Source organism: Pseudomonas sp. 22515 (genome assembly GCF_052044625.1).
Lineage (GTDB): Bacteria > Pseudomonadota > Gammaproteobacteria > Pseudomonadales > Pseudomonadaceae > Aquipseudomonas > Aquipseudomonas alloputida.
The window spans coordinates 72,307-93,142 of the sequence record NZ_JBQENN010000015.1 but is presented as its reverse complement, the minus strand read 5'-3'; the positions used below and the strand labels follow the sequence as shown (position 1 = coordinate 93,142).

The following is a 20,836-nucleotide window of genomic DNA, read 5'->3' as shown; positions in this document are numbered from 1 at the left end:
GCAGTATTGGGGAGTCGACCTTGGTGAACAGAGTATTGGTAGTCGATGACGAACAGACTCTTGCGCAGAACCTGCAAGCGTATCTGCAGGCGCAAGGCCTGGAAGTTCATGTTGCCCACGACGGTGCCAGTGGTATCGAACAGGCTGATAGCCTGGCACCGCAAGTAGTTGTGCTGGATTACCGCCTGCCCGACATGGAAGGTTTTCAGGTTCTGGAGGCTGTACGCAAGAACAGGCAATGCCACTTCGTGCTGATCACCGCCCACCCCACCGTCGAGGTGCGTGAGCGGGCCGCCGAACTCGGTGTGAGTCACGTCCTGTTCAAGCCGTTCCCACTGATGGAACTGGCGCGTGCGATCTTCGACCTGCTGGGCATCGAGCGCCGGCGCAGGGCCACGGACAACCCGGCCGAAGGGTTCGTCGAACGACGCCAGAACAGGAACGAATCGTTCCCCCTGCAGTTGTACGATGGAAGCTGGGTGTTGGCCGACCGCCGCCGTAATGGCGCCAAGCCACCAGGGCCCGACGACGATCAACTGCTCACAGGGGAATAGCGGCGCCCGCACCCCTGGCCGAGCCAGCCTGCGACGCGCCCCTGAGCGGAGTCGCAGGCCATGCCAGAAGCATTCGATGCAACCCCGGAATCTGCAAAGCCTGCACCGACGTCTTCGCGGGCAGGCCCGCTCCCACAGGATGTATGCAGCCCACAGACCTGTGATGTACCTGTGGGAGCGGGCATGCCCGCGAAGAACCCAGCAAAATTTTCCGCCTACCCCCGCGACCTGCTGGCCCAGGCCCGCCTGCAAGCCACTGACGAGCGCCTGCTCGACTGCCTGGAACGCCTGGCCTGCGACACCCCCGACACCTTCACCCAGCGCCTGGGCCTGACCCTGCATTACCCGGTACTCGACAGCCACAGCCTGCTGGCCAGCACCCCACGCTTCGACAAGCTGGCCTTGGCCCAGTGCCTCAAGCGCGAATGTGTGCTGATCGAGCAAGGCGGCCAACTGCTGGGCGTGTTCGCCGACCCCTTCGACCACGCCCGCCTGGCCTGGATCGACGACGTACTGCAAGGCGCGCCGCTTTACCTGGCCCACGCCGCCGACCTGGCCACCTTCCTGGCCCGTCATGAAGAAAGCTTCCACGCAGTCGATGCCCTTGACCACGACGCCGACGCCAGCAGCGAAAGCGACCCGCTGCAACGCCTGTCGCTGGCCAGTATCAGCGAAGACCAGAGCCGCGTGGTCAAGCTGGTCAACTCCACCCTGTACGACGCCCTCAAGCTGCACGCCAGCGACATCCACCTGGGCATGACCGGCCAGGGCCTGACCATCAAGTACCGCATCGACGGCGTGCTCAACGGTGCCGGCAAGGCCAGTGGCAGCGCCTTCGCCGACCAGGTGATCTCGCGCATCAAGGTCATGGCCGAGCTGGACATCGGCGAAAAACGCGTGCCCCAGGACGGCCGCTTCAAGGTGGCCGTGGGCGACCGGCAAATCGACTTCCGGGTGTCGATCATGCCTAGCATCTTCGGTGAAGATGCCGTGCTGCGGGTGCTCGACAAGCAGGACTTGTCCGACCGGGTCAGCGGCGTGCAGCTGCAAGCCTTGGGCTTTGCCGACGAAACCTTGCGCGCCCTGCGCCGGTTGGCGGCAGAACCCTACGGCATGATCCTGGTTACCGGCCCTACAGGCAGCGGCAAGACCACCACCCTGTACGCCATGATCAGCGAGATCAACCATGGCGTGGACAAGATCATCACCATCGAGGACCCGGTCGAGTATCAACTGCCCGGCGTGCTGCAGATCCCGGTCAACGAGAAGAAGGGCCTGACCTTCGCCCGCGGCCTGCGCTCGATCCTGCGTCACGACCCGGACAAGATCCTGGTCGGTGAAATCCGTGACCCCGACACGGCCCAGATTGCCGTGCAATCGGCGCTCACCGGCCATCTGGTGTTCACCACCATCCACGCCAACAACGTGTTCGACGTGATTGGCCGCTTCAGCCAGATGCAGGTCGACCCCTACAGCTTCGTTTCTGCGCTCAACGCGGTGCTGGCCCAGCGCCTGATTCGCCTGGCCTGCCCGCACTGTGCCACGCCCTGCGAACACGATGACGACACCCTGTATGGCTCAGGCCTGACCCGCGAGGGGGTGGCCGGCTGGACATTCGTCCGCGTCAAGGGCTGCGGCCACTGCCGTGGCAGTGGTTACCGCGGCCGCAGTGCCATTGCCGAACTGCTGCACCTGGATGACGACCTGCGGCAAATGATCGTGGAGCGCCGCCCGCTGGCGCAGATCAAGACGCTTGCCTGCCAGCGCGGCCTGCGCCTGCTGCGAGCCTCGGCCTTGGACCTGGTCCGCGATGGCCGTACCACCCTTGAGGAGATCAACCGTGTCACATTCATCTGACCGTTACTGCGCCGTCTTGGGCGCCGAGGGTGTCGGCCTGGGTCGCTGGCACAACAATCACCACCAATGGCTGGGCAGCCGCGCGTTCAGCAGCGACGCCATCCAACCGACCTGGGATGCCGCTGTCGACGGGCTGGCCGCACTGCTGGCCGAGCATGCGGTACGTGGCGCCCAGTTGCGGGTGTTGCTGTCGGCCCGCTACAGCCGCTTCTGTCTGGTGCCCTGGAGTGACGCCATCGGCCACCCTCGCGAGCTGGACGCCTATGCCCGCGCTTGCTTCGAAAACCTCTACGGGCAGCCGTTGGACGACTGGCGCATCGTGCTGTCACCGGAGCCTGCCGGTGCCGCCCGCATCGCCACGGCGCTGCCCGAAGCCTTGCTGCAGCGGCTGCAGGCACTGGGCCGGGAAAGCCGCCTGAGCCTGCGCTCGGTGCAGCCATACCTGATGGCTGCCTACAACCGTTGCTGGTCACAGCTGGAGCAGGGTGACTTCCTGTTCGTGCTGGCCGAGCCGCGCCGCAGTGTATTGCTGCTGGCCGCCGGCGGTGCCTGGCAACAAGTGCTGGCGCAAGGCTGCGCTGACAGCGACCAGGCCCTGCAAGCACTGATCGAGCGTACCTGTGAGCTGTACGGCGAGCACCTGCCGCGGGTGTACCTGCATGCCCCGGGCCGCTGCGACGTGCCGCAACTGGCGGCCGTGCAATTGTGCCAGCCGGCCAGCGAAGCCGACCCGCTGTGCGCCATGTGGCGGGCGGTGGCCTGACATGCGCCGCCTCGACCTGGAATTCCAGCCACGGCGCAGCGGACCGCTGGTTTGGTCGCTGCTCATCCTTGCCTGCGCCATGGTCGCCGGCCTGGTGCTGCTGCAGCAACGCTTGCAGACCGAGCACGTGGCGCTGGAAGCCAGCGTCCATAGCCTGGAACTGCAACTGGGCCGGCGCCCGGCCATCGCACAACCCAATAACAGCGCTGCCAGCCGGGAGCAGGCTGAGCGCCTGGCACAAATGCGCAGTGTGTCGCAGCAACTGCAACGCCCTTGGCAGCAACTGTTCGCCATGCTTGAAGCCATGCCGCAGGACGACGTCGCGCTGCTCGGTCTGACGCCGGATGCGCGCAAGGGCCAGGTGCGCATTGCCGCCGAGGCGCGCAACCTCGAAGCGATGCTGCAGTACCACCAGCGCCTGGAAGCCAGCGATGAGCTCAGCGACGTGTCGCTGCTCAACCACGAAGTGCTCGCTGCGCGGCCCGAGCACCCGGTGCGCTTCACCCTCACCGCCACCTGGGAGACCGGCCATGCGCGCCCTTGAACCGTTCAGCAGCCTGATCCTCCAGGAGCGCCTGCGCGTTGTCGGCCCGGTAGGCCTGGCTGCCGTAGCCGTGGGCCTGCTCGCCATTGGCGTGGGGTGTGCCGGTGTGCTGCCGCAATGGCAAAGCGTACGCGAACTGCGCGCCAGCGAAGCGCAGGCCAGCGAACAGGTGGGGCGTGTCAAGCGGGGTGAGCTGAAGATTGCGGTCCAGCCCGAGCAGCAGGCCCTCGACAGCCTGCGCCAGCAACTGCCCGGTCAGCCCCAGGCCAGCGAGCTGATCGAGCGTCTGTACCGCCTGGCCAGCGCCGAGCGCATCAGCTTGGCCCGCGGTGAATACGCGCTGGGCATCGACCCCAAGACCCAGCTGGCCCGCTACCAGATCGTGCTGCCAGTGCGCGGCAGCTACCCGCAGATTCGCGGCTTTATCAAGGGCCTGCTCAAGCAACTGCCGACGCTGGTGCTGGAAGACCTTGAGCTGCAACGCAAACGCATCGGCGACAGCGAGCTCAATGCCCGCCTGCGCATGACCCTTTACCTGTCGAGGTCATGATGAACACACAACGTGCAGTCATCTGGGCCGGCTTCCTCGGCGTGAGCGCGGCGCTGGCCTGGGCACCGGACCATTGGTTTGGCCAGGACGATGGCGTCGCGGCCTTCGNTGGTCGGCGCGGGCTTACCCGCGAAAGGGCCGGAACAGGCCTCCCGCGACCTGTTCCCAACCCAGCAATGGACGCCACCCCAAACCCTGGCCACGGTCACCGAGCAACCCGTCATGACCGCGCCTGTCGTCGCCGCGGCCCCGACGGCCCCGGAACTGCCTTTCCAGTTCATCGGCCGCATGGGTGACCGCGACGACCTGCAGGTCTTCCTGCAGAGCGGCGAAAAACTCTACGTCGTGCGCCAAGGCGACGTGATCGAAGACACCTATCGCCTCGATCGGGTATCGGCCAGTGAGCTGAACCTGGTCTACCTGCCTTTGCACCAGTCGCAGACCTTGTCTGTCGGGAGCGCACCATGAAGTCGTCAAAGCTGTGCAAGCCTGCTCCGTTTCTGCTCGTGGCGCTGTGCGTGGCCATTGCCGGTTGCGGCTCCAGTGCGGTTCGCCAGGACAGCGACCAGTTGATGAAAGAGGGCCAGTACGAGGCCGGCATCGCCCGCCTGGAAGAGGCCCTGCGCGACGACCCGCGTGACACAGAGCTGAATATCGCCCTGGCCCACAGCCGCCAGGCGGCAGTCGAGGCCCTGATTAGCCAGGCCGACAGCGACCGCGTCCGCCACGACTTCGCCAATGCCCGCATGGGCTATGGCCGGGTGCTCACCCTGGAGCCGAACAACCGCCGCGCCCAGGATGGCATTCGCCAGCTGGAGCTGATCCGCACCCTGGACGATCGCGTAGCGCTTGGCCAGGCGGCGCTGCGCCAGGGCGACCTGTTCGGTGCCGAACGTTACATGCGCGAAGTCTTGCGTCTGGACCCGCAGAACCAGAAGGGCATAACCCTGCGCAGCGACATCGAAAACGTGCAGGCACGCACCGCGCAGCCGTACCCGCAATTGCGCAGCAAGCTCGAGCGGCCGGTCACCCTGGAGTTTCGCGATGCCAACCTGAAGACCATCTTCGAAGTGCTGTCGCAGGTGGCCGGCATCAACTTCATCTTCGACAAGGACCTGCGCCCGGACATGAAAGCCACCATCTTCGTGCGCGAGGTGCGCATCGAGGACGCGATAGCGCTGCTGCTGGAACAAAACCAGCTGCGCCAGAAGATCGTCAACGACAACACCGTCATGGTCTACCCCGATTCGCCGCAGAAGACCAAGGACTACCAGGAACTGGTCATGCGTACGTTCTACCTGACCAGCATCGACGCCAATACCGCGTTGAACATGGTCAAGACCATGCTCAAGACCCGCGACGTGTTCGTTGACGAGCGCCTCAACACCCTGACCATGCGCGACACGTCGGACGCGGTGCGCATGGCCGAGAAGCTGCTGCAGTCGCAGGACCAGTCCAACCCCGAGGTGGTGCTGGAAGTGGAGGTGATGGAGGTGGCCACCTCGCGCATCCTCGACCTTGGCCTGCAATGGCCGAACACCTTCGGCGTGCTGAGCGACGATGGCAACCCGGTCAGCGTGCTCGACCAGCTCAAGGGCATCAGTTCCAGCCGCATCAGCATTGCGCCGGCGCCGCAGGCCAAGATCAACGCCCAGGACAAGGACATCAACACCCTGGCCAGCCCGGTGATCCGCGTCAGCAACCGCGAGCAAGCGCGCATCCACATCGGCCAGCGGGTACCGATCATCAGCGCCACCTCGGTGCCATCGACCCAAGGGCCGGTCATTACCGAGAGCGTCACCTACCTGGACGTCGGCCTGAAGCTTGAAGTGCAGCCCACCGTGCACCTGAACAACGAAGTGGCGATCAAGGTGGCGCTCGAGGTCAGCAACGCCACCCCGCTGGAGGCCACCCGCCAGGGCACCATCCCGGTCCAGGTCGACACCCGCAACGCGCAGACCAGCCTGCGCCTGCATGACGGCGAAACCCAGGTGCTGGCCGGCCTGGTGCGCAACGACCACAACGCCAGTGGCAACAAGATTCCCGGCCTTGGCGATATCCCGGGCCTGGGCCGGCTGTTCGGCAGCAACAAGGACGACATGAGCAAGAGTGAGCTGGTGCTGGCGATCACCCCGCGCATCGTACGTAACCTGCCGTACCAGAGCCCGTCGGACATGGAGTTTTCCACGGGCACCGAGTCGGCCATGCAGGTGCGCCAGATGGCGCCACTGCCGCCGATGGACGTACCCGGTAATGCGCCGACCACCGATGAACCGGTCGTGGACAGCCAGATGGCGGTCGCCCCGGTCAACGGGAGCCCACGGCCATGAACGCGCGGCGTCGCATGCACGGCTTCAGCCTGATCGAGGTGGTGCTGACCCTGGCACTGCTCGGGTTGCTCGCCAGCATGGCCGCGCCGCTGACCGAAACGGTGGTACGCCGCGGCAAGGAGCAGCAACTGCGCGAGGCGCTGTACCAGATTCGCGACGCCATCGATGCCTACAAGCGGGCCTTCGACGCCGGCTACATCGAGAAGCGCGTGGACAGCAGTGGCTACCCGCCGAACCTGCAGGTGCTGGTAGAGGGCGTGCGCGATGTGCGCAGTGCCAAGGGCGCCAAGTTCTACTTCCTGCGGCGCATCCCGCACGACCCGCTGGTGGCGGCAAAGGATGAAGACGAAGGCGGCTGGGGCCTGCGTGCCTACGACAGCAGCCCCGACAACCCGCGCGACGGCGAAGACGTGTTCGACGTGTATTCCAGGGCCCGCGGCAAAGGCCTGAACAATATCCCTTACGGACAATGGTGACAGCCATGAAACGCAGCAAAGGCTTCACCCTGATCGAACTGCTGGTGGTGATGGCGATCATCGCCACGCTGATGACCATCGCCATGCCGCGCTACTTCAACAGCCTGGAAAGCTCGCGCGAGGCCACCCTGCGTCAGAGCCTGGCAGTGCTACGCGAGGCGCTGGACCACTACTACGGTGATACCGGCCACTACCCCGATTCGCTGGAACAACTGGTGGAGCAACGTTACCTGCGCAACACACCGGTCGACCCGATCACCGAGCGCAGCGATGCCTGGCAGCTGGTGCCGCCGCCCGAGGGTGTGGCGGGCGGCGTGGCCGACATCAAGAGCGGTGCCACAGGGAGGGCGCGTGATGGCAGCCTCTTCGCTGAATGGTAAGGCCAACGGCGGCTTCACCTACCTGGGTGTGCTGCTGCTGATTGCGGTCAGCAGCGTGGCCCTGGCGGCCACCGGCACGATCTGGGCGAGCGCCGCCCAACGCGATCGCGAACGCCAGTTGCTGTGGGTAGGCAGCCAGTACGCCCAGGCCCTGCGCAGCTACTACCGCGCATCCCCCGGGCTGGCCCAGTACCCGCAAGACCTGGCCGACCTGCTGCAGGACAACCGTTTCCCGCAGGCCAAACGGCACATCCGCAGGCTTTACCCTGACCCGATCAGCAACAGCGACGAATGGGGCCTGCTGCGCTCGATCGACGGCCGTATCACTGGCGTCTACAGCCGTTCGGACGCCACCCCTTTCAAGCGCAGTGGCTTCAGCGCCGAATGGAGCGGGTTCGAGGGGATGGAGCACTACAGCGACTGGCAGTTCGTCGCCGAGCAGGCCTTTACCGAAAGTGCACGCGGTGTGCAGACGAATGCAGGCCCGGGAGACACGCCATGAAGCGCCTGACTGCGCTGTGCCTGAGCCTGCTGCTGATGGCTGGGGTGACCACCTGCGCCAAGGCGGGTGCTGAAGACGAGATGCAGGGTTTTATCGTCGACAACACCATCTCGCACATTGGCCACGACTTTTACTACTACTTCGCCGACCGCCTGCGTGCCACCAGCCGTCTGGACTTCAACCTGGTGGTACGCGAACGCCCGGATGCCCGCTGGGGCAGCCTGGTGACGGTGGAGTTCGAGCGTGAAGTGGTGTACCGCCGCTTCCTGCCACCCAATACCACCGAGCTCAAAGACGAGGCCGTCGCCGCTGCCGACCTGGTCAAGCAGCAGATCATTCAACGCAAGCTGCAACGTCTGCTACAGGACACCACCGACTTGGAGAGGGACGAGCTATGAACCACCGCATACCCCGTTGCATTGCCGCCTGCCTGCTGGCCAGCGCCTGTGCTGCCCAGGCCACCGAGCTGGTGTACACCCCGGTCAACCCGGCCTTTGGCGGCAACCCGTTGAACGGCACATGGCTGCTGAACAACGCCCAGGCGCAGAACGACTACGACGACCCGGACCTCAAGGACCGCGCCTCGGCCTTTACCGGCACCACGGCCCTTGAGCGCTTCAGCAACCAGCTGGAGTCGCGGATGTTGTCGCAGTTGCTGGACAACATCAGTAATGGCAACACCGGCAGCATGGCGACCGATGCGTTTCTCATCGACGTCATCGACGATTCCGGGGCCTTGAGCATCAAGGTCACCGATCGTGCCACAGGAGAAATTTCGATCATTGAGGTCAGCGGCCTGAACCCCTGAGAGGGAAGGGCTTTTATGTTGGGGAGAGAACACCATGAAACGTCTGCTGAGCGCGCTGCTGATCCTCACCGCCCTGGGCCTGCAAAGTGGTTGCAGCCTGCGCGAACCCATGTCGGCCGAACAGGACTCGGAAACCCCGACCCTGACCCCTCGGGCCTCGACCTACTACGACCTGATCAACATGCCACGGCCCAAAGGCCGGCTGATGGCCGTGGTGTACGGCTTCCGCGACCAGACCGGGCAGTACAAGCCGACCCCGGCCAGCTCGTTTTCCACCAGCGTCACCCAAGGCGCGGCCAGCATGTTGATGGACGCCTTGAGTGCCAGCGGCTGGTTCGTGGTGCTGGAGCGTGAAGGGCTGCAGAACCTGCTGACCGAGCGCAAGATCATCCGCGCGTCGCAGAAAAAGCCGGATGTCGCGGAAAACATCATGGGCGAACTGCCCCCGCTGCAGGCCGCCAACCTGATGCTGGAGGGCGGCATCATTGCCTACGACACCAACGTGCGCAGCGGCGGCGAAGGCGCCCGCTACCTGGGGATCGACATCTCCCGCGAGTACCGGGTGGACCAGGTCACCGTCAACCTGCGCGCTGTGGACGTGCGCACCGGGCAGGTGCTGGCCAACGTGATGACCAGCAAGACCATCTACTCGGTAGGGCGCAGTGCCGGCGTGTTCAAGTTCATCGAGTTCAAGAAACTGCTGGAAGCCGAGGTGGGGTATACCACCAATGAACCGGCGCAGTTGTGCGTGCTGTCGGCGATCGAAGCGGCGGTGGGGCACTTGCTGGCGCAGGGGATCGAGCGGCGGTTGTGGCAGGTGGCGGGGGATCCAGCTGATGGCAAGGCCACGGTGGACAAGTTCTTGAGCCAGAATCTGCAGCCTTGAAGCAGATTCAACGGCACCTGCGCGGTCGATGTGGGGCCTTGTGTCGCGATAATGCAGCCATCCACCGTTGTTCGCCGTTCGTTCGGGCGTGGATTACGAAGATGCGTTGGTGCACCTGTCCACGCTGCTGAAAGGGGCGTTTGTGACCAACCTCAAGGCACTGGAACTGGCCAAGGGCACCTGCCGTGACCTGCTGTTGAGCAATGACCATGGGTTGGATTCGGCCAAGGCGGTGGTGGAGGCGTTGCTGGATGGGGTTGAGAGGCAGCAGCTGGCTGGGCGGAAGGCGGCGTCGAGTGCCTGACGGGGCTTGGGTATTGGTGATAGCGATCGATATCCCTGATTGACCTCGAGGGCCTCTTCGCGGGCTCGNGGTGCCACCCTGTGGGAGCGGGCAAGCCCGCGAAGCAGGCGACGCGGTGTATCGCACCGGCAACGCCGGTGATCGCCGGCAAGCCAGCGCCCACAACAATTGCGCCCGCTTAAAGTAACCTGGCCAGCTACACCCCAATCCATCCACTACCAGATGACGGCCAGCCATTTCTCCCGCACACTGCGGAAAATTCCCAAGCCCGTACCCTGCCAACGTTGCAGGGCACAGCCGGAGTAGAAAATGGCGCGACAACTTATAACAAACGCCCACGACCCGCTGCACGAATCCCGCGAGGCCCGCCTGAAGCTGGTCAGCGAAGGCGAACTACCGCTGGGCATGCTGCGTGATGAGATCGACGCTTCCTGGCGCCGCAGCCTGGGCCACGGCCTGGATTGCCTGCAGGGCGAACAGGTCGGCTTGGGCTTGGAACAGGGCCATGACCTGCGCCTGCTGCTGGCGCGCAACCGCCTGTTGATCGATGCCGTTACCCCCGAACTCGACTACCTGGTCGCGCGCCAGGGCAAGGCTGGCATCGTCATCCTCGGCGATGCCCAGGCCAACGTGCTGGCCATCGAAGGCCAGAAGCACGTGCTGCAACGCGAAGGCCTGCGCGATCTGCACCCGGGCAGTTGCTGGAGCGAATCGCTGCGCGGCACCAATGCCATCGGCACGGCCGTGGTCGAAGGCCGGCCGACGCTGATCAACTGCGGCGAACATTACCTTGACCGCCTGAGCCCGTTCTCCTGTACTTCCGTGCCACTGCGCGACCCGCGGGGCGAGGTGATCGGCGTGCTCGACATCACCCGCGAAGGGGTGATGGCGCAACCGCAGGACAGCCTGTCGACCCTGATGCTGGCGGCCGGCAACATTGAAAGCCGCCTGTTTGGCCTGTGCCACCCGGACCAGTTGGTGCTGGCCTTCCACAGCCGCCCGCAGTACCTCAACAGTGCCTGGCACGGCCTGTTGGCCCTGAGCCTGGACGGCGAAGTGCTGGCTGCCAACGACAGTGCCTGCCAGCTGTTGCAGGTGCCGCGTCACGAACTGATTGGTCGGCGCAGCACCGACCTGCTGGGCGAACGTTCCCCGGCCTTTATCGCTCGCCTGTGGCAGGGTGGGGTCAGCAGCGTGCAGACCGCCAAGGGCGAGTTCTATTTCCGTGCCCTACAGCTGCCGCGCCATGGCCGGGTAACCCCCAGCACACCATCCAGCAAGCCGGCCTTGAGCAAACAGTCACCTGCACTCGATGCTCTGGCCGGTGGTGATCAACGCCTGGCGCGCAACCTGCGCATGGCTCGCCAGGGGCTGGGCAATGGTTTGCCAGTGCTGCTGCTGGGCGAAACCGGTACCGGCAAGGAAGTGGTCGCTCGCGCCTTGCACCAGGCCAGCCCGCGTGCCGACAAACCGTTTGTGGCAGTCAACTGCGCGGCCATTCCCGAAGGGCTGATCGAGTCCGAGCTGTTCGGCTACCGTGAGGGCGCCTTCACCGGTTCGCGCCGGGGCGGCATGGTCGGGCGGCTGATGCAGGCCCATGGTGGCACGCTGTTCCTCGACGAAATCGGCGACATGCCGCTGGCCCTGCAAGCACGCCTGCTGCGGGTGCTGCAGGAGCGCCGCGTAGCACCCTTGGGGGCGGGCGACGAGCAGGACATCGACGTGGCGCTGATCTGCGCCACCCACCGCGACCTCAAGCTCCTGGTGCAGGAGCAGCACTTCCGTGAAGACCTGTTCTACCGGGTCAACGGCGTGTCGCTGCGCCTGCCGGCCCTGCGCGAACGCGACGACCTGGCGGCGATCATCCAAGGCCTGCTGGACAAGGCCGATGCGCGTGGCGTAACCCTCGACCCGGCGTTGACCGCGTTGCTCGAAGGCTTCGACTGGCCAGGCAACATCCGCCAGCTGGAAATGGTGGTGCGCACCGCCCTCGCCATGCGCGAGGATGGCGAGCAGGTGCTGACACTCGATCACCTTACCGACTGCCTGCTGGACGAACTCGCCAGCAGCGCAGCGCCCTCCGGCAGCCTCAAGGACAGTGAACTGGAACAGATTCGCGGTGCTCTGGCGCGCCACCAGGGCAACGTCTCGGCCGCCGCCGCGGCACTGGGTATCAGCCGGGCGACGCTGTACCGCAAGCTCAAGCAGTTGCGCGGCTGACGTGGGCGGCCTGTTCGCAAGGCTGGTGGATTCCAGCGACCCTGTACTCATGCGCCAGGCGTTGGCCTGGCTGTATGGTTTCGTGCGCCCACACCGACGTGCCATCGGCCTGTTGCTCGGCTTATCGCTGGGTGCATCGCTGCTGGCGCTGGCGCAACCCTGGCTGGTCAAGACCCTGATCGACGAAGGGCTGTTGGCCAAGGACTACCAGACCCTCTGGCACATGGCGGCAATCATGATCGGCGCGGGCCTGCTGGGCACTGTGCTGGCCGGCGTCAACCGCTACCTGCATACGCGCCTGTCGGGGCGCATCCTGTTCGCCCTGCGCGACGACCTTTACCGCCATTTGCAGCAATTGTCACCGACCTTCTACGGGCGGCGGCGTATCGGCGACATCCTTTCGCGGCTGGATGGCGATGTGGCAGAGATCCAGCGCTTTGCCGTGGACTCGCTGTTCTCGGCGGTGTCGGCGGTGATCGGCCTGGTGGGTGCGGTGACGTTGATGCTGATGCTGTCGTGGCAGTTGTCCCTGTTGCTGGCGGTGCTGGTGCCGATCGAGGTGCTGTGGCTGCGCTGGATGCGGCGCAAGGTGGAACGCGAAGTGCGCAACCTGCGTGAGCGCTCGGCGGATGTGTCGTCTTTTCTGGTCGAGACCCTGCCGGCGATGAAGTTCATTCAGGCGGCCGGCCAGCAAGGCCGGGAAGCAGGGCGCCTGGACCAGCTTGGGCAAGGTTACATGCGCCAGTTACTGAAGGTGCAGGTGACCGAATTCTTCACCCAGGCTATCCCCGGCACGCTCACCTCGTGGTGCCGCGCCTGTGCGTTCCTGATCGGTGGCTGGTGGGTGATCCAGGGTACCTGGCAGTTGGGCGCGTTGATCGCCTTTTCTACCTACATGGGCATGGCCGTGGGTCCGGTGCAGAGCCTGCTGGGCCTGTATGTGGCGGTGCAGCGCATGGCCGTGAGCCTGGGGCGGGTCATGGAGCTCAAGCGCGAAGCGGTGACCGTGCATCAGGCAGTCAATCCGCAGCCCATGCCTGACGGCCCAGGCGAGTTACGCCTGGAGGCGCTGAGCTTTGCCCATGAGGGGCGCCAGGGTGCGGTACTGAACAACGTGCAGGTGAGCATCCCGGGTGGCCTGAAAGTCGCCATCAGCGGTGCCTCCGGCGTGGGCAAGTCAACCCTGATCGACCTGCTGCAGCGCTTCTACGACCCGGACGCCGGGCGCATCCTGCTGGACGGCGTCGACCTGCGCGACCTTGACCTGGCTGCGCTGCGCAGGCGAATCGCCGTGGTCAGCCAGGACATCGTGCTGTTCCGTGGCACCCTGGCGCAGAACCTGGCTTATGGCGTGCCCGAGGCCAGCCGTGATGAACTGGAACGGGTGGTGCGCCTGGCGCGGCTGGACAGCCTGGTCGACAGCCTGCCGCTGAGCCTGGATGGCTTGCTGGGCGAGCGCGGCCAGCAGTTGTCCGGGGGGCAGAAACAACGCATCGCCATTGCTCGTGCAGTGTTGCAGGCCCCGGCGATCCTGGTGCTGGACGAGGCCACTTCGGCGGTGGACGAAGCCACCGAGCGTGAAGTGATCGCGGCCATCGACCAGCTGTTCGCCGGCCGCACGCGCATCCTGATCAGCCACCGGGCTTCGACCTTGGCCGATGCCGACCTGCACCTGCAACTGCATGACGGCCAGTTGCAGGTGCTGGCGCAGGAGGTGATCAAGCATGGGCACTGACGTGCGCGTTGGCATCATCGACAGTGGCTGTTCGCCGGAGCAGGCCAACGGCTTGCGGGACGCCCGCCGTTTCTGGCTGGAAGACGGCCAGTTGCGCGAAGGTGAAATGCTCCCAGACCAACTTGGGCACGGCAGTGCAGTGCTCGCCAGCTTGCAACACCAGGCTGGTCCTGTGTCGGTGCTGGTGGCTCAGGTGTTCAGTGCCCAGGCCAGCACCAGTGCGTTGCAGGTGGCTGCCGCATTGCTGTGGCTGGTGGAGTCGGGGGCCACGCTGGTTAACCTGAGCCTGGGCTTGCAGCAGGACCGGCCCGTGCTGCACCAGGCCTGTGCCGAGGCTTTGGCCGCGGGTGTGCTGTTGTGTGCATCCAGCCCGGCGCAGGGTGGGCCGGTGTTCCCGGCCAGCTACCCGGGTGTCATTCGGGTCACTGGCGATGCCCGCTGTGCACCGGGCCAGTGGTCGTGGCTGGGTACTCGACAGGCGGATTTTGGCGCGTACGTGGGTGCGAGTGAGCGGGCGGGTGCGAGCCTGGGTTGCGCGGCGTTGAGCGGGAAGATTGCCGCCTTGCTGCGTGATGCCCAGGGAATGGACCGCCAGCAAGTGCATGACTGGTTGCGTGAACATGCGGCCTTCAAAGGGCCCGAGCGGCGAGGTGGCCGCCATGGCTGAGTTGCGCATTGTGGTGCTGGGTGCCGGCCCTGCGGGTGCCGCCACGGCCATTGGCTTGCGGCGGTTGGGTTACACCGTGACGGTGGTGTCGCAATGGCGCCGTTTCGCCGCAGTTGAAGGCGTTTCGCAGCGGGTGCTGGAGGGCTTGCGTCACGCAGGCCTTGGCGAGGCCTTGAGCCAGGCGGCCATGCCGGCCACTCGCCAAGTGCTCTGGAACGGCCAGCACCTGCACATGAACCAGGAGTTTTTGCTCGACCGGCAACGCTTTGACCAGGCGCTGCGCGAAGACCTTCAGCGCGCAGGCGTGAGTGTGGTCAAGGGGCGGGTGCGAGAGGTCGTGCAGGGGGGCGGTCATCATGTGCGCCTGGACGATGGGCAGGTGCTGACTGCTGATTTCCTGGTCGAGGCCCGAGGCCGTCAGGCGCCCCTGGCCGCAGACCGCCTGCGTGGGCCGGAAACGGTCAGCTTGCTCAATGTCTGGCAGGGTAGCCCCGGTGCGCCTGCGTCGGCGGTGGAGAGCCTGGAGGATGGCTGGGCGTGGATGGCACGGCTGGAAGATGGCCGCTGTTACTGGCAAGTCACCCAGGACGCTGCCGGGCTGCCGGGAAAGGCTGGGCTGGCAGCGTACTGCGTGGCGTTGCGGGGCCGCAGCGCGTTGGTCGCTGAACTGTTCGACGATCAGGCATTGATACCGGCACGGGTGCATGCACGCAGCAGTAGCGCCATTCTGGCGGGTGAATGTGTCGGGCAGGACTGGATCCGGGTGGGGGATGCCGCCATGGCCGTTGACCCGCTGTCGGGCAACGGGATTTTTCAGTCGCTCTCTTCGGCATTGCAGGCGCCGGTGGTGATCAATACGTTGCTGCGCAGGCCTGAGCGGGCCGAGCTGGCGCGGCAGTTTCACCAGCAGCGGGTCGAGCAGCTGTTCTTGCGTTTTGCCCGCATTGGCCGGGATTTTTATGCCCAGGAACAAAGCCGGGTGGGGCAACCGTTCTGGGCCCGGCGCCAAGGCTGGCCGGATGCGCAACCCCTGCATCAGGCGGCTGATTGGCAAGCGGTGCGGGTTGAGCGGCGGCCGGTGCTGCGTGACGGGCTGGTGGATGAAGCCGAGGTCGTGGTGACGGCGGACCAGCCGCTGGGGGTTTGGCATTTGCAGGGGGTGGAACTGGCGCCTGTGGTGCGACAAATACGCAGTGGGCGGCCTTTTGAGGCAGTGTTGTCGGGGCTTGCGAGTGAACAGCAGAGAATAGTGCGGCGGTGGCTAGGGGAGCAGGGGTTGGTTTGAGATTGTCGGGGCCGCTTTGCGGCCCATCGCGACGCAAGGCNNTCGCGATGGGCTGCGAAGCAGCCCCAGGATGTCGGATCAGAAAAAGGTCCCGACAATCAATTGCAGGTAAGTCCCGGTATCCCGCCCACCCAGCTGCGTACCGCCATTGGCCGCACTGCGCTCCGGTTTGTAGAACCCCACCACCGGGCTGATCAGCAGGTGGTCGTTGACCATCCATTCCACATACAGGTCCAACTCGTGCCCGCCAAGGTTGCCCTGGTCGGTGTCCAGCGTGTCGAAGTCGAAGTACAGCGCGCCGACGGTCAGGTTGTCCCGTGGCTTGCCCTTCAGCGCTACATGGTGCACTTGGCTGTTCTTGTTGAACGGCCCGGCATAGTTGGCTGCCACTTCACCCTGGAACCAGGTGCCGTAACCCCGGCTGAGGCCATAGAACAGCGGGTCGAAGCCTTCGGAGAAGCGGCTGTAGCGGTAGGTGGTGGTGGGTGACCAGGGCAGTTGGGAGAAGGTCCAGCTGCCCTCCAGGTACCAGGCATTCTCGCGCCCGCCGGTCTTGTCCTGGGTCACGTACTCGGCGGCCAGCTCCAGGTCTTTGACGCCCAGGTTGCCGCGCCCGCGCAGGCTGGCGGTGTCCATGCCGTCGCGGTGTTCCAGGCCCATGATCTGCGCGTAGCGCTGGTCCACGTCGAGGCCGCGGATCCAGCTCAGGCCGACGGTACCGGTATCGGCGACGTGCTCCAGGTTGGCGACCGCCAGGGAAGTGTCGGCCTGGTAATGGTTGTCGGACTTCAACCACATCAGGTCACCGCGCCAGCCCTGGTTGCCGCCCAAGTGCAGCACGGCGGTGCGGTCGAAGGCCTTGCGTGCGGCCAGGTAGTAGGCACCGCCGCGATCGAAGTTGGCCCCCAGGTCGACCTTGCCCAGGTTGACCGGGTCACCCTGGATCAGAAAACCATCACCCAGGGTGACGACCTGGCGGCCACCGGAAATGTCCACGCCATCTTCGCCCAGCGCCGGGAACAGGTTGGCCGAGCGCCAGCCCAGGTACAAGTCTTCGATGGCGGTGCGGCGTTCGTCGCCCAAGGTCAGGCCGGCGGCGTCGCCATCGCCCCAGGTGGCGGAACTGAGCAGGCTGAAGGCCCCGTAGAGGGTGCCGCTATTGGCCAGGGTCTGGCTGCCGTTGAGGCCGTATTTGACGTAGCCTTCCTGCCAGGCGGTGCTGCCCGGTTGGCGGTTGCCGGCCTGGTTGAAGCTTTCGTCGCTGTGGAAGACGCCGAACAGGGCTTCGAGGTTGGCGTTGAGGGTGGTGCCATCGTGGTTGTACAGCTCGTAGGCTTGGCTGGCGGGGGCGGTTAACAGCAGGGCCAATGTGCAGGCGAGTGTGTGCCTCATGGGTTTGCTCCATGGTTTTTATTGTTGTTTTTTTGTTGCCTGTGCCGGCCTCTTCNAAGGCACGTGATACCGGGTGTAGGAGCGGGTTCACCCGCGAAGAGGCCGGTACAGGAAAAAGGATCAGAGCTTGATCAACACCGATTTCAGCTCGGTGTAGTGCTCGATGGCCGCTGAGCCCATCTCACGACCAACGCCAGACATCTTGTAGCCACCAAACGGCAGCGCCGGGTCCAGCGCGCTGTGGCAGTTGACCCACACCGAGCCGGACTTGATGCGCGGGATCATGCGGTGCACAGCGGCCAGGTCGTTGGACCAGATACTTGCACCCAGGCCGTAGGGATTGTCGTTGGCCATGCCGATCACTTCGTCGATGTCATCGAATGGCATCGCCACCAGTACCGGCCCGAAGATTTCTTCCTGTACCAGGCGGTGACGCTGGTTAACATCGACAAGCACCGTCGGCTTGACGAAGTAACCAGGCCCGAAACCTTCACCCCCGCAGGCGATGGTGGCGCCCAGTTCGCGGCCGAGCTCGATGTAGCCAGTGACGCGGTCCTGCTGCTTGGCTGAAATCAGCGGGCCCATCTGCACCGCCGGGTCCAGCCCGTTGCCCAGCTTCATGGCATTGGCTATTGCGGCGATGTTGGCCACCACATTGTCGAAGTGCTTGCGGTGCACATACAGCCGCGAGCCTGCGCAGCACACCTGGCCCTGGTTGAAGAAGATCGCCGTGGCCGCACCGGCTGCGGCCTCCTGCAGGTTGGCGTCGGGCATGACGATGGTCGGCGATTTGCCGCCCAGTTCCAGGGTGACGCGGGTCATGTTGTCCATGGCCGCCTTGCCGATCAGCTTGCCGACCTCGGTGGAGCCGGTGAAGGTCAGTTTGTCTACGCCGGGGTGGCGGCTGAGCGCGGCGCCGGCGTTCAGGCCAGTACCGGTAACCACGTTGAACACGCCGGCCGGGTAGCCGGCCTCGTCGACCAGCTCGGCCAGCTTGAGCACGCTCAGTGGGGTTTCATCGGCAGGCTTGAGCACCACGGTGCAGCCGGTGGCCAGTGCCGGGCCGAGCTTCCAGCAGGCCAGCAGCAGTGGGAAGTTCCAGGCAACGATGGCGCCAACCACGCCCACTGCCTCGCGACGCACGAAGCCGTGGAACTGGTCGTTAGGCATCAGCGGCATGGACGCTTCGACGGTGCTACCCTCGATCTTGGTGGCCCAGCCCGCCATATAGCGCAGGAAGTCGATGGCCAGTTGCACGTCCATCACCTGGGCCACGGCGGCGCTCTTGCCATTGTTCAGGCATTCCAGTTCGGCCAGCTGGCGCGCATCGCGCTCCATCAGGTCGGCCAGGCGCCACAGCAGGTTCTGCCGCTCGCGCGGGCGCATGCGGCTCCAGGGCGAGTCGTCGAAGGCCTGGCGCGCAGCGCGCACGGCGCGGTCGACATCTTCGGCCTCGGCGGCCGGCACTTCACCCAGCACCTCGCCGGTGGCCGGGTTGCGGAACGACAGGGTGCGACCGCTGGCGGCGTCCTGCCAGTCGGCCCCGATGCGCATCTTCAGCTTGCGTTCGAGAAAGGCGCGGGTGGCGGGCAGGATGGGCAGTTCGGAAAGCATGGGGCTGTGCCTCTTGTCATTGGATGTGACGGGCACTGGCGCAATGGCCGTGCCAACCTGGGCCGATGGCCGCAAAGCGTTGTGGGCGTTGGGTTTTGCCTGAGCGCAAGGCTGCGATTGCCAGGTTGCGCTGTTGCACATTGAGACGGTGTGAGACGGTGGTGAAACAGTGGCTGCTCGGCCTCTTCGCGGGCCCTGTCTCAACATGAAACACCCTGTCGCGAAATGGCACGCTGCAAATGGCCATCCCGGCTCCTGGCCAAGCCCCGAAAACCGCTTAAAGGGTTGAAAGGAAACGCTTTTACCCTAACTGGCACAGTTCCTGTATTACAACCGTCACATGCACACCTGCTGTACCAAAGCGTGCGAAAACGATAAGAACAACAACCGTGGAGGTCTGACCTTGAAGACGACTCGACTCCGGCGGCATGCGGGCAAACTGGCGCTGGTCGCCGCCGCGCTGCTGAGCACCCAGGCCATGGCGGCCGAGCAGGGCCCGAGCCTGTTGCAGAACAAGTGCATGGGGTGCCATATCCCCGAAGGCAACGACACCTATAGCCGCATCAGCCACCAGCGCAAGACGCCGGAAGGCTGGCTGATGAGCATCGCCCGCATGCAGGTGATGCATGGCCTTCAGATCAGCGACGACGACCGTCGCACGCTGGTCAAATACCTGGCCGACAAACAGGGCCTGGCGCCCAGCGAAACCGATGGCGTGCGTTACGCCATGGAGCGTCGGCTCAATACCGTCGAGCACTTCGACACCCAGCTCAGCGAGACCTGTGGCCGTTGCCACTCGGGTGCCCGTGTCGCTTTGCAACGGCGCCCGGCCAAGGAGTGGGAACACCTGGTCCACTTCCACCTTGGCCAATGGCCGTCCCTTGAATACCAGGCCCAGGCGCGTGACCGCGACTGGCTGCCGATCGCCCTGCAGCAAGTGGTGCCGGACCTTGCCAAGCGCTTCCCGATGGACAGCGCGGCCTGGGACGAATGGCAGAAGGCCAAACCCAAGGCGGACGTACTGCCGGGGCAGTGGGCATTCAGTGGCCATATGCTGGCCAAGGGCGATGTACGTGGGGTGATGAGCGTCACGGCCGGAGAGGGCGATACCTTCAAGGTCGAGGTCAAGGGTGCTTACGCCGACGGTACACCGTTCAACGGCAGCGGCTCGGCCATCCTGTACAACGGTTATGAATGGCGGGGCAATGTGAAGGTTGGCGATGCCAACCTGCGCCAGGTGTTCGCCGCGCTGGATGGCGAAATGAAAGGCCGTATGTTCGAAGCCGATCACGATGAGCGCGGCCTGGACTTCAGCGCCGTAAAAGAAGGCAAGGCGCAGTTGCTGGCGGTACAACCGGCGTTCATCAAGGCCGGAGGTGAAAGCGAAATCACCCTGGTTGGCAGTGGCCTGACTGGCAAGCCGGACCTGGGTGCCGGGGTGGAAGTGACCGAAGTGCTGGAGCAGACCCCGACCCTGGTAAGGGTCAAGGCCCGTGCCGCGGCCGATGCCAGGCCAGGGCTGCGCGAGGTGGCGGTAGGTGCGCTCAAGGGCGTGAACCTGGCGGTTTACGACAAAGTCGATGAAGTGAAGGTCGTGCCGGCGTTCTCCATCGCGCGCATTGGCGAGAACGGTGCCTCCGTGCCGAAAGTGCAGGGGCGTTTCGAGGCCGAAGCCTGGGGCAAGGATGCCGATGGCCAGCCGCTGCGTATCGGCTACCTGCCGGCCAGCTGGAAGGTCGAGCCGTTCAACGAGCGTGCTGTCGAGGATGAAGACGTCAAGTTCGCCGGGCAGATGCAGGCCGACGGTGTGTTCGTGCCAGGCGGTGCCGGGCCCAACCCTGAGCGCAAGATGATGACCAACAACGCCGGTAACCTGAAGGTCATCGCCACACTGGCCGACGGTGGCCAGACCGGCGAAGGGCACATGATCGTCACCGTACAGCGCTGGAATAACCCGCCGCTGCCGTAA

The 20,836-nt window shown here is 65.1% G+C and carries 20 protein-coding genes and 1 pseudogene; 19 read left to right on the top strand and 2 right to left on the bottom strand.

The features are described 5' to 3' along the window. Positions 1 to 20 precede the first annotated feature (20 nt). From ACTJJN_RS15755 to qhpG, 18 genes and pseudogenes are all read left to right on the top strand, one after another. Complete coding sequence (locus tag ACTJJN_RS15755) at positions 21 to 554, top strand: response regulator (RefSeq protein ID WP_017148304.1); 534 nt, start codon at positions 21 to 23, stop codon at positions 552 to 554. 183 nt (positions 555 to 737) lie between these two features. Next, on the top strand, positions 738 to 2,411 hold the full coding sequence (locus ACTJJN_RS15750) for a GspE/PulE family protein (RefSeq protein WP_440781399.1): 1,674 nt from the start codon (positions 738 to 740) through the stop codon (positions 2,409 to 2,411). Further along, a complete protein-coding gene (locus ACTJJN_RS15745; RefSeq protein ID WP_003247953.1) occupies positions 2,395 to 3,174 on the top strand; it encodes a hypothetical protein in 780 nt (259 codons plus the stop codon). Before ACTJJN_RS15750 ends, ACTJJN_RS15745 begins: the two co-directional genes overlap by 17 nt. A gap of 1 nt (position 3,175) precedes the next feature. Then, positions 3,176 to 3,718: a pilus protein gene (locus tag ACTJJN_RS15740; RefSeq protein ID WP_012052149.1), complete on the top strand. Its 543-nt coding sequence runs from the start codon at positions 3,176 to 3,178 to the stop codon at positions 3,716 to 3,718. Then, positions 3,705 to 4,268, top strand: coding sequence for a type 4a pilus biogenesis protein PilO (gene pilO, locus ACTJJN_RS15735; protein ID WP_440781398.1), 564 nt, complete (start codon positions 3,705 to 3,707; stop codon positions 4,266 to 4,268). Before ACTJJN_RS15740 ends, pilO begins: the two co-directional genes overlap by 14 nt. After that, positions 4,268 to 4,736: pseudogene (locus ACTJJN_RS15730) on the top strand (hypothetical protein). Before pilO ends, ACTJJN_RS15730 begins: the two are co-directional and overlap by 1 nt. Then, a complete protein-coding gene (locus ACTJJN_RS15725) occupies positions 4,733 to 6,598 on the top strand; it encodes a secretin N-terminal domain-containing protein (RefSeq protein WP_012052152.1) in 1,866 nt (621 codons plus the stop codon). Before ACTJJN_RS15730 ends, ACTJJN_RS15725 begins: the two are co-directional and overlap by 4 nt. Then, positions 6,595 to 7,074 (top strand): type II secretion system protein, encoded by a 480-nt coding sequence (locus ACTJJN_RS15720; protein WP_003247963.1) that lies wholly within the window; start codon positions 6,595 to 6,597, stop codon positions 7,072 to 7,074. The genes ACTJJN_RS15725 and ACTJJN_RS15720 overlap by 4 nt, the downstream gene beginning before the upstream one ends. 5 nt (positions 7,075 to 7,079) lie before the next feature. Then, entirely contained in the window at positions 7,080 to 7,454 is a 375-nt protein-coding gene (locus ACTJJN_RS15715) for a type II secretion system protein (protein WP_003247965.1), read from the top strand. Beyond that, entirely contained in the window at positions 7,429 to 7,956 is a 528-nt protein-coding gene (locus ACTJJN_RS15710; RefSeq protein ID WP_003247967.1) for a type II secretion system protein, read from the top strand. The genes ACTJJN_RS15715 and ACTJJN_RS15710 overlap by 26 nt, the downstream gene beginning before the upstream one ends. Beyond that, positions 7,953 to 8,354 (top strand): curli production assembly/transport protein CsgE, encoded by a 402-nt coding sequence (gene csgE, locus ACTJJN_RS15705; protein ID WP_003247969.1) that lies wholly within the window; start codon positions 7,953 to 7,955, stop codon positions 8,352 to 8,354. The genes ACTJJN_RS15710 and csgE overlap by 4 nt, the downstream gene beginning before the upstream one ends. Further along, positions 8,351 to 8,764: a curli assembly protein CsgF gene (locus tag ACTJJN_RS15700; RefSeq protein ID WP_003247970.1), complete on the top strand. Its 414-nt coding sequence runs from the start codon at positions 8,351 to 8,353 to the stop codon at positions 8,762 to 8,764. The genes csgE and ACTJJN_RS15700 overlap by 4 nt, the downstream gene beginning before the upstream one ends. Before the next feature lie 34 nt (positions 8,765 to 8,798). Next, the gene (locus ACTJJN_RS15695; RefSeq protein ID WP_014756948.1) at positions 8,799 to 9,650 is read left to right on the top strand and encodes a CsgG/HfaB family protein; all 852 of its coding nucleotides are present in this window, start codon (positions 8,799 to 8,801) and stop codon (positions 9,648 to 9,650) included. A gap of 67 nt (positions 9,651 to 9,717) precedes the next feature. Further along, complete coding sequence (locus ACTJJN_RS15690; RefSeq protein ID WP_017148308.1) at positions 9,718 to 9,954, top strand: hypothetical protein; 237 nt, start codon at positions 9,718 to 9,720, stop codon at positions 9,952 to 9,954. 309 nt (positions 9,955 to 10,263) lie between these two features. Continuing rightward, the gene (locus ACTJJN_RS15685) at positions 10,264 to 12,174 is read left to right on the top strand and encodes a sigma-54-dependent Fis family transcriptional regulator (protein WP_440781397.1); all 1,911 of its coding nucleotides are present in this window, start codon (positions 10,264 to 10,266) and stop codon (positions 12,172 to 12,174) included. 1 nt (position 12,175) lies between these two features. Further along, positions 12,176 to 13,909 carry an ABC transporter ATP-binding protein gene (locus tag ACTJJN_RS15680; RefSeq protein WP_440781396.1) on the top strand — a complete coding sequence of 578 codons (1,734 nt, stop codon included), beginning with the start codon at positions 12,176 to 12,178 and terminating at the stop codon, positions 13,907 to 13,909. Continuing rightward, positions 13,899 to 14,576, top strand: coding sequence for a subtilisin-like serine protease QhpE (qhpE, locus tag ACTJJN_RS15675; RefSeq protein ID WP_102885294.1), 678 nt, complete (start codon positions 13,899 to 13,901; stop codon positions 14,574 to 14,576). The genes ACTJJN_RS15680 and qhpE overlap by 11 nt, the downstream gene beginning before the upstream one ends. Further along, positions 14,569 to 15,861 carry a flavin-dependent monooxygenase QhpG gene (gene qhpG, locus ACTJJN_RS15670; RefSeq protein WP_440781395.1) on the top strand — a complete coding sequence of 431 codons (1,293 nt, stop codon included), beginning with the start codon at positions 14,569 to 14,571 and terminating at the stop codon, positions 15,859 to 15,861. The genes qhpE and qhpG overlap by 8 nt, the downstream gene beginning before the upstream one ends. A gap of 78 nt (positions 15,862 to 15,939) precedes the next feature. On the opposite strand, the gene ACTJJN_RS15665 is transcribed toward qhpG, so the two are convergent. Together ACTJJN_RS15665 and ACTJJN_RS15660 are read right to left on the bottom strand one after the other, a co-directional pair. After that, complete coding sequence (locus tag ACTJJN_RS15665) at positions 15,940 to 17,253, bottom strand: hypothetical protein (RefSeq protein WP_440781394.1); 1,314 nt, start codon at positions 17,251 to 17,253, stop codon at positions 15,940 to 15,942. A gap of 120 nt (positions 17,254 to 17,373) precedes the next feature. Then, positions 17,374 to 18,867, bottom strand: coding sequence for an aldehyde dehydrogenase family protein (locus ACTJJN_RS15660; protein ID WP_440781393.1), 1,494 nt, complete (start codon positions 18,865 to 18,867; stop codon positions 17,374 to 17,376). A 403-nt stretch (positions 18,868 to 19,270) separates the two neighbouring features. Here ACTJJN_RS15660 and peaA point away from each other — a divergent pair, with 403 nt between their 5' ends. Then, positions 19,271 to 20,836 (top strand): quinohemoprotein amine dehydrogenase subunit alpha, encoded by a 1,566-nt coding sequence (gene peaA, locus ACTJJN_RS15655; protein WP_041168592.1) that lies wholly within the window; start codon positions 19,271 to 19,273, stop codon positions 20,834 to 20,836.

Coding starts and splice junctions, on each gene's coding strand:
- ACTJJN_RS15750 (WP_440781399.1), top strand. CDS start 738: ATGCCCGCGAAGAACCCAGCAAAATTTTCCGCCTACCCCCGCGACCTG.
- ACTJJN_RS15740 (WP_012052149.1), top strand. CDS start 3,176: ATGCGCCGCCTCGACCTGGAATTCCAGCCACGGCGCAGCGGACCGCTG.
- pilO (WP_440781398.1), top strand. CDS start 3,705: ATGCGCGCCCTTGAACCGTTCAGCAGCCTGATCCTCCAGGAGCGCCTG.
- ACTJJN_RS15725 (WP_012052152.1), top strand. CDS start 4,733: ATGAAGTCGTCAAAGCTGTGCAAGCCTGCTCCGTTTCTGCTCGTGGCG.
- ACTJJN_RS15720 (WP_003247963.1), top strand. CDS start 6,595: ATGAACGCGCGGCGTCGCATGCACGGCTTCAGCCTGATCGAGGTGGTG.
- ACTJJN_RS15715 (WP_003247965.1), top strand. CDS start 7,080: ATGAAACGCAGCAAAGGCTTCACCCTGATCGAACTGCTGGTGGTGATG.
- ACTJJN_RS15710 (WP_003247967.1), top strand. CDS start 7,429: ATGGCAGCCTCTTCGCTGAATGGTAAGGCCAACGGCGGCTTCACCTAC.
- csgE (WP_003247969.1), top strand. CDS start 7,953: ATGAAGCGCCTGACTGCGCTGTGCCTGAGCCTGCTGCTGATGGCTGGG.
- ACTJJN_RS15700 (WP_003247970.1), top strand. CDS start 8,351: ATGAACCACCGCATACCCCGTTGCATTGCCGCCTGCCTGCTGGCCAGC.
- ACTJJN_RS15695 (WP_014756948.1), top strand. CDS start 8,799: ATGAAACGTCTGCTGAGCGCGCTGCTGATCCTCACCGCCCTGGGCCTG.
- ACTJJN_RS15685 (WP_440781397.1), top strand. CDS start 10,264: ATGGCGCGACAACTTATAACAAACGCCCACGACCCGCTGCACGAATCC.
- qhpE (WP_102885294.1), top strand. CDS start 13,899: ATGGGCACTGACGTGCGCGTTGGCATCATCGACAGTGGCTGTTCGCCG.
- qhpG (WP_440781395.1), top strand. CDS start 14,569: ATGGCTGAGTTGCGCATTGTGGTGCTGGGTGCCGGCCCTGCGGGTGCC.
- ACTJJN_RS15665 (WP_440781394.1), bottom strand. CDS start 17,253: ATGAGGCACACACTCGCCTGCACATTGGCCCTGCTGTTAACCGCCCCC.
- ACTJJN_RS15660 (WP_440781393.1), bottom strand. CDS start 18,867: ATGCTTTCCGAACTGCCCATCCTGCCCGCCACCCGCGCCTTTCTCGAA.